This window comes from Pseudomonas sp. B21-054, from assembly GCF_026016345.1.
Taxonomy (GTDB): Bacteria; Pseudomonadota; Gammaproteobacteria; order Pseudomonadales; family Pseudomonadaceae; genus Aquipseudomonas.
In genome coordinates, this window is sequence record NZ_CP087204.1 from 2,582,084 (window position 1) to 2,594,588 (window position 12,505).

The window sequence follows — 12,505 nt, forward strand, 5'->3', positions numbered from 1 at the left end:
GGAGGCTTTACAGATGAGGCTGACTGAATATCGAGCATTGTTGATCGACTGCGATGAGGTCCTGGTGGATCGCGATTCCGGCGTTTGGACGGCTTTGCAGCCGCTGCTGGAGAACCTCGGCGAGCCGCAGGACAAGGCACAGGTGCTGGCCGAATTCGACCAGGTGCTGCAAGCCCTGTATCCACGCTTCGGCGAGCTGGGTTTCAGCGGCTTGCTGTGTTTCGCCCACCGCCAGCTGGCCGAACGCTTGAAGCTCAAGATCAGTTGGGAGGAGGGCATGAGTTTCGCCCGCTCGGCCGCCAGTTGGACGCTGTTCGAGGATGCGCCGGGGGCGATGCTCTACCTGCGCAAGTTTTATCGCCTGCTGGTACTGGGGGATCGGGATGCCGAGGACCGGGCTGCCCTGTGCGAGCGCCTGGGCATCGAGCCAGAGGATTTTATTTCCCTGGCCAGTGATCCGCTGCAGGATCACGCTTGGTTGGAGGCCAATGGCCTGGTTGCAGGAGCTATCCTTCAGATAACCCGCCCTGGCGCCCGTCCTCGCAAGGTCGGGGCCGTTTGCCTGATCTGTCGCAGCAGCGAAAACCCGTCCACGCCCTGCGCGGCGGATTACTGCATCAACAGCATGGCGGACCTGGTGGCTCAGCATCAGCTGTCTTTACGCCGCTGATTTTGTTAGAAGATTGTCTTACGAACGGCAGGCAAGAGGTATGCGATGGAAGGTTTAGCGAAACTGGACCGGATCGACATCAGCATTTTGGTTGAGCTTCAAAAAGACGGCCGCATGACCAACGTCAGCCTGGCCGATGCCGTGGGCCTGTCAGCCAGTCCATGCTTGCAGCGGGTCAAACGGCTGGAGTCGTTGGGGTATATCTCCAGCTACAAGGCCCATCTGAACCTGGCCAAGATTACCGATTCGGTGACGGTCTTCACCGAGGTCACCTTGAGCGACCACAAGCGCGAGGACTTCGCCAAGTTCGAATCCAACATCCGCCTGGTGGATGAAGTGCTCGAGTGTCACCTGATCAGTGGCGGCTACGATTACCTGGTGCGCTTCATGACCCGCAGCATCCAGGATTACCAGGACGTCATGGAAAGCCTGCTGGACAAGAACATCGGTATCTCCAAGTACTTCAGCTACATCGTCATCAAATCCCCGGTGCGCAAGGACGAGATCCCATTGCGTAAGCTCTTGCGGCATTGATCGGCAAACGCGCGATTACACCGGGCTTGCACCGTCATCACCTGCATGAAGCAGCGAGCTCACCCGCTGACTGAGGTCGTTCAAACTGAACGGCTTGGTCAGGATCCGGGTGGTGGCGTCGACGCGAACCAGGCTTTCGCCTTCGGCAAAGCCGGTGATGAACAACACTTTGAGCTGCGGATACCGGGCCTTCATTTCCTCAGCCAGGCTAATGCCGTTCATGGTTCCGGGCAGGCCGATGTCCGTCAGCAGCAAATCGATAGACCCCAGCTTATCCGCGTGCTTCAAGGCCGATACGCTGTCCAGCGCCTCGACGACCCGGTAGCCGGTGTCGCTCAGGAACTCCGAAGCCATTTGGCGAATGGCGGCCTCGTCGTCGACCAGCAGGATGGTTTCGTTGCTGCCTGGTTGCAGTGACGTCGTCTCGTTCGATTGGGTCTGTTCAATGCTGGCTGGCGGCTGGTTGACCACCGGAAAATACATCGTCACCGTCGTGCCCACGCCGACACTGCTGTGAATCCTGACTTGTCCGCCGGACTGTTGGACAAACCCGTAGATCATCGACAGGCCCAGGCCGGATCCTTCGCCGATGCGCTTGGTGGTGAAGAACGGATCGAACACCCGGGAGAGGATGTCGGCGCTGATCCCCGTGCCTGAGTCCATGACCGATATGTCTACGTAGGGACCTGGTGGCAGGGTCTTTTCGCTGGAGGAGCGTTCGGTGATCACGCAGCTTCGTACTTGCAGCTTCAGGGTTCCGCCACCGGGCATGGCGTCCCGGGCGTTGATCGCCAGGTTCAGGAGCGCGTTTTCCAGGCCGTTCGGATCGCATTTGATCGGGTCGTTACCGCTGAAGGAGCACTCGACATGGATACTGGGGCCTACGGAGCGCCGGATCATTTCCTCCAGACCCGCCACCACCGTCCGTGGTTCGAACACTTCAGGCTGGAGCGATTGTTGCCTTGAGAACGCCAGCAGGCGTTGGGTCAACGCGGCGGCACGGGTCGCCGAGGTCAGGGCGACGGAGTTGTAGCGCGACAGTCCCTCATAACGGTGACTGTCGATGTGTCGTTGCATCAGCTCCAGGCTGCCGGTGATGCCCGCCAGGAGATTGTTGAAGTCATGGGCGATACCGCCAGTCAGTTGTCCGACCGCTTCCATTTTTTGACTTTGCCGCAGTTTGGACTCGGCCAAGGCGCGCTCGTGCTGTTCGCGCTCAAGTTGCTCGGTGCGCTTGGCAATACGCTCTTCCAGCAGATCGTTCCAATCCCTCAGTGCGGCTTCCAACTGCACCCGTTCGTTGATGTCCTCAACGGTGCCGTACCACTGTTCGCATTGCCCGGCAGAGTTCCGGCTACAAAGCGCCCGGATTCTGAACCAACGGTATTCACCGGAGTGTTTTCGCAAGCGGATCTGGCTGTCGAAAGGCTGCAGGGTCGTCAGCGAGCGCTTCCATAATCGGGCAAACGATATCCGGTCATCGGGGTGCGCCGCGTTCAGCCACTGGCGGCCGAGTGTCTGTGTGGAGGTCCGTCCGGTGTATTCATACCAGCGTTGATCCAGGGTCGTCACGGCGCCCTGGCTGTCGGCCGTCCAGGGCCAGAGCGGATTGAGCTCGGCGGCGATGCGGTAATGTCTTTCGCTTTCGCGCAGTCGTTCCTCAGACAGGCGCATGGCCTGCAAGGCATTGACCCGCCTTAACGCAGCACCGAGCAGGTTGCCGTAGCCGCGCAGAAAATCGATATCGCTCTCGCTGAATTGCCGAGGGCTGCGACTGTCGACTTCGAAAATTCCGAATGGGCGTGTCTCGGTCGCTCCGTAGACCAATACGTTAACGAATGCCTGGACCCCGTTGCGTATTTGAAAGTCGTGGTAGCGAAACCGGGTTTCTGTGGCGCGGTCGGTTGAGATGACAGGGCGGCTGGTATGGAGCGAATACCTCTCCGGGGTGCCCTCCACGGCTTGCACTCGGACTTTGCCGACAACGTCCGGCGTCCAGCCCACGCCGTTTCGCACGATGAAGGTAAGACCGTCGTCTTCCAGCAACATGAACTTCGCCAGATGAGTTTCGAGCGCCGCACCCACCAGGCGACAGGCCTCATCCAGGATCTGCTCCAAGTCATCTGAAACCAGGGCCAGCTCACCGAACTCGGCAAGCACCTTGCGCTGGCGCATTAGCGTGTCTTCGATTGCCATGGGCTCACCCTTTGAAACGTCCTAAATATCCGAGGCTTGAGGGGCGGCGAGGTTCACACCAATCGATGACCTGTCAGGGAATCGGTTGACATGACTGGCGGGGAACAAAAAAAGGCCTTTCCAGGGAGGGTAATGTTATTCACTTAAGAAAAAACGGTGCTTCATCCTAGATGGGAAGGTGCCGTTTTTTTGGGGTTTGTCGTGGGGGGCGTGTGTATATCCGTTTTTGTGGTAACGGCCCAGCCTCTCTGTGTCTGAGCCACCGCCATCGCGAGCAAGCTCGCTCCCACAGTTTTTTGTGTCGTGTGCAGATGCTGTGAACACCCGCAACTCCATGTGGGAGCGAGCTTGCTCGCGATGGCGTCAGCACAGCCAACATCACCACAAATTGACCCTCCGCTTTCGCGAGCAAGCCCGCTCCCACAGGAGAAACGCGGTCCCACCCAAACCAGGTCGGCTATCAGGCCGCCTCGTAGTGGACGTTGATCTCGGCGCCCCGTTAACCACGATGGCCGAACGCAGGCATTGCGCAGTGGGCATCCCGGCATGGATGCCGGGATAGCTGCGCTGGGCCATGGATGGCCCTTCGCAGCGGGCCCACGGAGCAATGCCGGAGTGAGGGCATGCCGAGCCTAAGCGAGGCACCGAGTGGTGGGGCATGTAGCGTTTTGCTTACTTTTGCGCTTCTCAAAAGTGAGCCGCCGTAAGGGCGTAACCGCCAGCGGCCGTTACCGCAGCAACGGATATACACACGAATCATAAACCCCCACCCATAAAAACAAGCCCCAAAAAAAACGGCGCTTCCTCCTCAGAAGAAGCACCGTTTTCCTTAAGTGAACAACATTGTTTCCAGGGAAGGGGCTTTTTAGACGATGCGCCTGCTTTACTCCTGGAGGAACTTCAGCAGATCCTGGTTAAGACGATCCTTGTGCGTCTCGGTCAAGCCGTGCGGTGCACCAGCGTAGACGATGAGCCGGGCACCCTTGATCAGCGCCGCCGAGGCTCGGCCCGCTGCGTCGATAGGCACGATCTGGTCGTCGTCGCCGTGGATGACCAGTGTCGGCACGTCGAACTTCTTCAGGTCGGCACGGAAGTCAGTGGCCGAGAATGCCGCAATCGAGTCATAAGTGTTCTTGCTGCCACCCAGCATGCCTTGCGCCCAGAAAGACTGGATCAGGCCTTGGGATGGCTTGGCTCCCTTGCGGTTGTAGCCGTAGAACGGGCCCGAGGCAACGTCCAGGTAAAGCTGCGAGCGATTCTCCAGGGACGCCTTGCGCAAACCGTCGAACACTTCGATAGGCAGGCCGCCGGGGTTGGTGTCGGTCTTGAGCATCAGCGGTGGCACGGAGGAGACCAGCACGGCTTTCTTCACCCGCGCGGTACCGTGACGACCGATATAGCGCGCCACTTCACCGCCCCCCGTCGAGAAACCGACCAAAGTCACGTCCTTGAGGTCCAGCGCTTCGATCACCGCCGCCAGGTCGTCGGCGTAGTGATCCATGTCGTTGCCTTCCCAAGGCTGGCTGGAGCGACCATGGCCGCGACGATCATGGGCGACCACGCGATAACCCTTCGAAGCGAGGAACATCATCTGCGCGTCCCAGCTGTCAGAGTCCAGCGGCCAGCCGTGGCTGAAGGTCACGACCTGGCCATTCCTTGGACCCCAGTCCTTGTAGTAGAGCTGGACGCCGTCCTTGGTGGTGACATAGCTGGCGGACTGGACAACGCTGCCGACCGCCGACGCGCTCGCGCCGGCCTGGGCAGGTGTCGCCGCCTCGGCGCTGAGGGTGGCGAGTGCCAGTGTAGCGACGGCCAGGGTGCGGTTGAATGTGTTCATCGTTTCTCTCTCCATAAGGGGTGGCTTGATCTGCTGCGACCGTCATCGATCGCGTTGGTGGGCAGATTAGAGAGAGTCGCGCAGGACGAGAACGGCGGTGATGTCGATAGCAACTATAGGGAAAACAGATACCTGCGTTTCGCTTCGCTGCAACCCAAGCTAGGTCAGCGTCTCCCCCCTATTTGTCACGTCAAACAACAGTCCCGTGGCGAGGGAGCTTGCTCCCGCTGGGCTGCGCAGCAGCCCCAAGACACGAGGTGATCAAGCGTGGTTTTCCTGTGCTCGGCTCCCGCTTAGCGCAGATCTCCCAGCGTTCACTGTATGAACGGTAGAGGTGGGTTAGGAGGCATCTGTGGCAATCAACCGAAAGACGGCATCGGCCCCAACGAATGCAAGATCCAGGCGATTGCGGCTGCGGCTGCAAGCACTGCGGCCGTCAAGCCGATAAACAGCCATTTCAAGATTTTCGGCCATTTCGATGGCTCGGTCCTCGGCGCGAGGGCCTCCACCGTGAGCCGCATTTCTTCGGCGCATCGCGGGCAAGCGGCGTTGTCTTCAAGGATGAGGGAGCGGCATTGATCACAAGTTTTCATAGCGTCGGTTCGAGACTCAAAGAAGGTTTAGCCAGCCGCCACGCCTGAACATCGCGGCATAAGGACACTTAATATTTATAGACAATGCCCAGCTTACCCATGATCTCCAAGGCATTGACCAGGCCCAACCCATTCATGGGCAGGCAGGCAAAGGCCTGGTATTCATCGAAATGCGTGCCGAGGGCCAGCAACTTCAAATCATGGGCTTCCAGTTGTGCGTTGAAATACTGCAGCAGCGCCCGTTCCCAATCGTTGGCGCAGTTAACAGCTTCGAGGGTCTTACCGTCAGGCGTAGGGATTTCAATGTTCAGCTGCCGCAGTGGTGCCAGGGCATTGACTGCATTGACCCCGCAGGACGACCACTCTTTCCATTCGAACCCAGCCAACTGGTGGGTCTCGGTGAGCGCGGACGCGACTTGCGTCCATGCCCAATCCCACTGCGCCGCAGGAGCCGGCATTTTCTCAATGAGTGCTTGCGCGTGGGCCTCGTCGAACAGGTTATAAAACAGGTCGGCCAAGGCCTCGGCTACATCGGGCCGAGGCCCTTGGGTGTCCAGGTCTCGGCTCAAGCGCTGCCATAGGCTGCCCAATTCGGCCCAGTCCTCGTCATCCATCTCATCATCGATCATTTGTGCCTTATGGCCGCGCTGGTAGTTATCCAGGCACGTCTTGCGCACCCGAATCCCGCCCTCGGCGAGATCGACCTCATAGCTGCGGTAATCCAGATAGTTGGTTTGAAAAACGATGCGCTCAGGAAACACCTCATGGGTGAGGTCTTCTTCGGCATCGAAATAGATCGCACCCTCAAGCGTGCCATGGGCGATGGTGATACGTTGAAACGACAAGGGGTCGATTGGATTCATGTGGGGTGGGCCGCTGGGAGGAGGGCGCAAAGGCAGGCGCCGTGCACGTTGGGCGATATCCGGTTCGCGCTGATCGTACACCAAGGTCGAGGGGTTGCTAAGGTCAGGAATGTGCACTGCGTCAACTGTCAGGCATGTGTTTGGGTCTATGCTTACCCTGTCTTCTTGAATCAGGCCCTCCATGCACAAACACCGAACAGTCCTCCGGGAGAACACGTGAAGCACTCGACACCGGCTGCAGCGCTGCTCTGTCTATTGCTTGGCACTGCGGTCGGGGCCGAGGAGTATCAGGTCGTCACCGAAGAATGGGCACCGTACAACTACCAGGAAAACAATCAGCTCACCGGCATGACCACGGAAATCGTCCGGGCCATCATGGCGCTGACCGGGGATAAGTTCGAGGTGCTGCTGCAGCCCAGTATGCGCGCCACCCAGGTATTGAGGACCCGGCAAAAGACCATCATGTATTCCATGTTCCGCACGGCGGAGCGCGAGCCGTTGTACAAGTGGGTCGGGCCGATCGTGGAAGAGTCCATCCACCCCTATCAACTGACCAAGGCGCCGCCGGTGAACTCCCTGGAGCAACTGCTGCACGCCCCGCAGATCACCACGCGACATGCCGGCCTGGTGCCAACGATGCTGCTGTCGCTGGGTTTCAACAACCTGGACAAAAGCGCCACCGAAAGCAAGCTGCTCTACCGCATGCTGCTCGCCGGGCGCACCGGCATCATCGTCGGCGACACCGATGCGGGCGTGGCTTACTACAGCCGCCAGTTGAACATCGCCCCGGGCACGTTGCGGAAAATTCCTATCGAGCTTTATCGTTCGTCGTTGTATATCGCTTTTAGCTTGGACTCTGAGGATGAAGTGGTGGCTGCATGGGCCAAGGCTTTGGAACAGTTGCGACGTTCTGGGGAGCTGGAGCGGATTCAGCGGCGGTATGAGGAGTGAGAGCGCTGTTGTTAGCCAGAGGCGTGGATGGACGGTGGCAAGGCTTGTAGCTGGGTAGGGGAGTGGCTGCTTTCGGCCAGCAGCCTGACCCCGCTCTATTTGACGAACCTAAGGCAGGCAAAACCCGTCTTGATGCGCAGCTGTTGAATGGGCTCGATGCTCTCCTGATCGCCGACTTTTTTAACGACACCAATTCCGCAGTAATACTGGTCGTTGGTAAAGATGGGAAGGACGCCTGGCTTGGTCTGACTCCAGAAGCCGGTCTTCAAGGTGTAGGTGGCGCCCGCCTGCGGCGTGAAAGAAAAAGGTATCTGACACTGTCTGCCTCCGACTTCGTTCCAGTAAGTCAATACCAGCTCTTTGCCCGCTGCCATTGGCGATTCGATAAAGCCATCGGGGGAATAGGGCAGTGTCGTGAACCCCGCGTAGCAGCCCTTTTCGTTGAAGGTCATGGCGTCCAGCTTGGTGCCGCGTTCATATTTAAGGCGAACCGTAGCCGAGGGCTCATCCGGACGGGGAAAAACATACTGCTTGCCCTGAAGCAACGAAGTGCAACCGCTGAGTGCTACGGCTCCCGCCAGCAAAGCACAACAGGCCAATTTGTGATTTCCGTACATCATCGCTCCCTGATATTTTCGAGCCCCTCAGTACATATCGAGGGCCTGAGATTGCTGGATAGTGATCTTATGATAATGGATCTTGCGAAGACTTAGGCAGCTCCTGTGGAAGGTCGTCCAAGAACCTTTCCTCGTTTCGTAAAGTGGCAACCAGACTGAACCGTGTCTATTGTCCTTGGCTTACAGGTAGCTATCGGAGGCATGGAGATGAGTCAGAGCATTTCGCCCGCCGCTTCAGCTGTGCGGAACACAGGCATGGTCGCCACGCCCTTATGGGGCTCGGACAAAATCGGCGGTATCACGGTCGATCCGGACGGTGCTATCTGGCTTGGCGCTTATAGTCGCCTGGGACTGGGAGGCGAAGAGGATTCAGGCTTCACCGGCAGTCTGGTCCGGTTCAATGCCAACGGTAGTCTGGACCGCAACTTCAGTGGAGACGGTAAATCCCTCCTGCCAGTGACGCTCGATATCGAGGACGGCGGTAATGCCGCGGTGCAGCCGGGAGGGGGCTACCTGGTGACGCGATACGTGAAAGTAGGCGACGCCTGGGTGTCCGGGGTGAGTCGCACCTTGGCTGACGGCAGCCTCGATACGAGTTTCGGCAACGGTGGCGCCGCGACAGTGCCGTTTTACTGGAATGACTCTCTAGGAGAGCAAGCGTCGTTCTCTGTACAACGCGACGGCAGCTTTTTCGCAAGCGCTGGGTATCCCTCTGGGGAGATCTATATTGCCCGCTTCGATGCGACGGGGACCTTGGTCTCGTCTTTCGCAGAGGCTGGGATCCTGCACCTGCCAGCGTCCGTCGGCATTCAACCCAGCCGCACGATCGACGTTTCGCTGCAGGGAGACGGGAAGGTATTGGTCACGGGGCAGGATACCCTGACTCGCCTCAATCAGGACGGTACTCTGGATAGCAGCTTTGCCAACGGGGGCAGCCTGGCCCTGGATGTTCACGCAAATGCCCTCGTCATCCAGGATGACGGCAAAATCCTGCTGGCGGGCGCCTCGGGCGGCGTGGCGACTGTCATCCGACTCAACGCCGACGGCTCGCTCGACACCGATTTCGGTGATCAGGGGCGGGTAAGTTGGGGCTCAGAAAACGCGCCTTTCGCCGTAGCCGACATGATCGTGCGGGCCGACGGCAAGCTGTTGATTGGCGCAAGCCAAGGTACGAGCGCGGACGGCTATCTGGCCGCCCTGGTTCAGCTGAACCCCGACGGTAGTCTGGACCACAGCTTTGGCAATCCCGACGACGGCTATTACCACCTTGACGGCGGTCGCGATGATGACTTCTTGCTGGGTACCAACTCCTTCGATGATGCGATCGTTGGCGGGGCCGGTAACGATCTGCTCGATGGCCAGCAAGGTCGCGACCTGCTGACGGGCGATGCCGGGGCCGATACGTTCCGTTACGAGTCAGTCACAGACAGCTACCGAACCGCAACCGCGGCCCATAGCGACCGAATCATCGACTTCGACCCCAGCATCGATACGATCGATCTCTCCTCCCTGGGCTTCCTCGGGCTGGGCAATGGACATGACGGAACGCTGGCGATACGAGTCAATGAAAGCGGAACGCGGACCTACCTCAAGAGTTTCGATGCCGACGCGGAGGGGGAACGCTTCGAAGTGGTTTTCGACGGTGACTTGGGTCAAACGCTGAATGAAACCAACCTCCTGTTTCAGCAAGCCAGGTTGACGGGCACCGAAGGGGCCGATCGTTTACAAGGCAACGCCCGAGGCGAACTCATCGAAGGGTTCGCGGGCGATGATCGCCTATATGGCGCGCTAGGAAATGATGTATTGGTTGGCGCAGAGGGCCGGGACCTATTGGCGGGCGGCGGTAACAACGATGTGTTCCGCTTCGACGTACTGAGCGACAGCTACCGTACCGCCACCGACAATCACACTGATCGCCTGATTGACTATACCGTGGGTGAAGACAAGATCGATTTGTCCGCCTTGGGCTTTACCCGGCTGGGAAATGGTTACAACGGCACGCTGGACGTGGTTTTCAATGAAACCAAGAACCTGACTTACTTGAAGAACTACGAAGCCGACGCCTCTGGGGCTCGATTCGAGTTGAGCTTGGCCGGGGACCACTCCGGTTACCGTAACTTGGACATCATCTTTGCCGAGCCCTCGGGAGATGAAGTCTTTCAATTGATCGGAGTGGCTAACTTCTGGGTGTAAAACGCCAACGTGGTTATTCCTTGCCTTGGGCCGCTTCCTGAGCGGTCCAAGGCCCTATGCGTGAGGAAGACCTCCATATGGGCAGCGTTAGGTCGATTGCTGCCCTTGGTCATTGCACTTACCCAGCACTCAACCCCCACAACACATCCAACACATGCTGCGTAGACCGCTCGACATTGCCACCCCGGTGGGCAATTCCCAGTTCACGCCACAGCAGTGGTTGCAATGGCCTCATGACAATCCGGGTATCGGGCAATGGCGTGGAGGCTTCATGGGGCAGCAACGTCGCGCCATAGCCAGCAGCCACCAGGCTTTTGATCGCATCGTTGTAGTTCAGTTGAATACGCGGGGTAGGCTGGCGTTCATCATTGGCGAACCACTCCGACGTCAAGCGCGAAAGCCGGGTGGTGCTGTCGTTCAGAATCAATGGCTGGGCGGCCAGCCAACCGGGCGTCACGATGTCCGGGCAGTCCCAGCGAGCCGGCAAGAAGGCCATGACCGGGTCGCGCCGCCATGGCTCGATCCGCAACCCCTTCACCGGGGCCTGTGGCAGCGCGACCAGGCCGATTTCCAACGAGCCCTCGGCAAGCTTCTTCAACGTCTCCTGCGAGGTGAGCACCGCGACCTGCACATCGATAGCGGGATGGCGTTGGCCTAACGTCTCCAACGCTTGCGGCAGCAACTGGGCAATGGCCCCTGTGGAGGCCCCCAGCCGCACACGCCCGGCCAAGCCCTGTACCTGACGCTCGACGTCCTCAAGCGCCTGCTCCGCATCCGCCAACAGGCGCCGCGCGCGGTCCACCAGGGTTTCGCCAATCGTCGTAGGCTGAATGCGTCCGCGGGTACGTGACAACAGCTGGCCACCAACCCGCGACTCCAGGTCGGCAATATGCAAGCTGACCGTGGGGGGCGCAAGGTGCAAGGCACGAGCGGCCTCGGCAAACGAGCCCAGGTCGACAATGGCCACCAAGGTGCGCAGGCGGTCCAGGCTGATTTCGCGCATGGGGTACTCCATGTTCAGGAAAGCTGAATCTAATCGTTTGGGAATTCAACTTTTCCAATCTTAGCCGTTCCCTGAAGATGGAATCTCCTGATTTCCTATGTCCGGGAGCTTTCCATGGCAATTCCTCACGTATTCATCGACGGCGACCAAGGCACCACCGGGTTGCAAATCCATCAGCGTCTAAGCGACCGGACCGATCTGCGGCTCGTCACGCTCAGCTCCGAACATCGCAAGGATCCGCAACGCCGCGCTGAAATCATCAACGACTGCGACATCGCCATTCTTTGCTTGCCCGACCCGGCTGCACGCGACGCGGTAGCGAGCATCAAGAACCCCGCTGTTCGCGTGATCGATGCAAGCTCCGCGCACCGTACCCATCCAGACTGGGTCTACGGTTTCGCGCAGATGAACGCGCAGCAGGCCAGACGAATCGCCACGGCGCGGCGGGTCAGCAACCCCGGCTGCTACCCCACGGGAGCGATAGGGCTGCTGCGTCCATTGCTGGAGGCTGGGCTACTGCCCACGGACTACCCGATGAATATTCACGCCGTGTCGGGCTATTCTGGAAAAGGGCGCGCCGGCGTACAGGAGTATGAGGGGGAGGGCGCATCGCAGGCGCCCGCGTTCCAGGTCTACGGTCTGGGGTTGGCGCACAAACATATTCCGGAAATACAGCAGCACAGCGGTTTGACGGAGCGGCCGATGTTCGTGCCGGCCTACGGGGCTTTTCGCCAGGGCATCGTGCTGACCATCCCGTTGCAACTTCGGTTGCTGGCGCCAGGCGTGGATGCGATGCGGTTGCATGCCTGCCTGATGCAGCATTACGCCGACGCACCCTCTGTACAGGTAATGTCGATGCAAGAGGCTAAAGAGCTGACATACCTTGATCCCCAGGCCCTTAACGGGACTGACGGTTTGCGATTGGTGGTGTGTGAAAATGCCGACGCGGGACAGGTTCTGTTGGCGGCGGTATTTGACAATCTTGGGAAGGGCGCCGCTGGCGCGGCGGTGGAGAATCTGGATTTGATGATGGCGTGAAAATTTTCAA

10 protein-coding genes are annotated in these 12,505 nt (G+C 59.2%); 5 read left to right on the plus strand and 5 right to left on the minus strand.

What is annotated here, in order from left to right; translation table 11 throughout:
• Nucleotides 1-13 precede the first annotated feature (13 nt).
• Together LOY70_RS11670 and LOY70_RS11675 are read left to right on the plus strand one after the other, a co-directional pair.
• Nucleotides 14-670: an HAD family hydrolase gene (locus tag LOY70_RS11670; protein WP_265036761.1), complete on the plus strand. Its 657-nt coding sequence runs from the start codon at nt 14-16 to the stop codon at nt 668-670.
• Nucleotides 671-715: 45 nt separating this feature from the next.
• Complete coding sequence (locus LOY70_RS11675) at nt 716-1,204, plus strand: Lrp/AsnC family transcriptional regulator (protein ID WP_003203167.1); 489 nt, start codon at nt 716-718, stop codon at nt 1,202-1,204.
• 15 nt (nt 1,205-1,219) lie between these two features.
• Here LOY70_RS11675 and LOY70_RS11685 read toward each other — a convergent pair whose 3' ends face one another.
• The 3 genes from LOY70_RS11685 to LOY70_RS11695 form a co-directional block, all read right to left on the minus strand.
• Nucleotides 1,220-3,400: an ATP-binding protein gene (locus tag LOY70_RS11685; protein WP_320110200.1), complete on the minus strand. Its 2,181-nt coding sequence runs from the start codon at nt 3,398-3,400 to the stop codon at nt 1,220-1,222.
• 883 nt (nt 3,401-4,283) lie between these two features.
• A complete protein-coding gene (locus LOY70_RS11690; RefSeq protein WP_265036763.1) occupies nt 4,284-5,237 on the minus strand; it encodes an alpha/beta fold hydrolase in 954 nt (317 codons plus the stop codon).
• Nucleotides 5,238-5,898: 661 nt separating this feature from the next.
• A complete protein-coding gene (locus LOY70_RS11695) occupies nt 5,899-6,693 on the minus strand; it encodes a hypothetical protein (protein WP_265036765.1) in 795 nt (264 codons plus the stop codon).
• A gap of 216 nt (nt 6,694-6,909) precedes the next feature.
• Here LOY70_RS11695 and LOY70_RS11700 point away from each other — a divergent pair, with 216 nt between their 5' ends.
• Nucleotides 6,910-7,644, plus strand: a complete 735-nt coding sequence (locus LOY70_RS11700) for a substrate-binding periplasmic protein (protein WP_265036767.1) — start codon at nt 6,910-6,912, stop codon at nt 7,642-7,644.
• 95 nt (nt 7,645-7,739) lie between these two features.
• Here LOY70_RS11700 and LOY70_RS11705 read toward each other — a convergent pair whose 3' ends face one another.
• Nucleotides 7,740-8,261: a hypothetical protein gene (locus LOY70_RS11705; protein WP_265036769.1), complete on the minus strand. Its 522-nt coding sequence runs from the start codon at nt 8,259-8,261 to the stop codon at nt 7,740-7,742.
• Nucleotides 8,262-8,468: 207 nt separating this feature from the next.
• Here LOY70_RS11705 and LOY70_RS11710 point away from each other — a divergent pair, with 207 nt between their 5' ends.
• On the plus strand, nt 8,469-10,454 hold the full coding sequence (locus LOY70_RS11710) for a M10 family metallopeptidase C-terminal domain-containing protein (RefSeq protein ID WP_265036770.1): 1,986 nt from the start codon (nt 8,469-8,471) through the stop codon (nt 10,452-10,454).
• Nucleotides 10,455-10,572: 118 nt separating this feature from the next.
• On the opposite strand, the gene LOY70_RS11715 is transcribed toward LOY70_RS11710, so the two are convergent.
• Entirely contained in the window at nt 10,573-11,457 is an 885-nt protein-coding gene (locus tag LOY70_RS11715; RefSeq protein WP_265036772.1) for a LysR family transcriptional regulator, read from the minus strand.
• Between the two features lie 114 nt (nt 11,458-11,571).
• Here LOY70_RS11715 and argC point away from each other — a divergent pair, with 114 nt between their 5' ends.
• Nucleotides 11,572-12,495 (plus strand): N-acetyl-gamma-glutamyl-phosphate reductase, encoded by a 924-nt coding sequence (gene argC / locus LOY70_RS11720; protein WP_265036774.1) that lies wholly within the window; start codon nt 11,572-11,574, stop codon nt 12,493-12,495.
• Nucleotides 12,496-12,505: the final 10 nt, after the last annotated feature.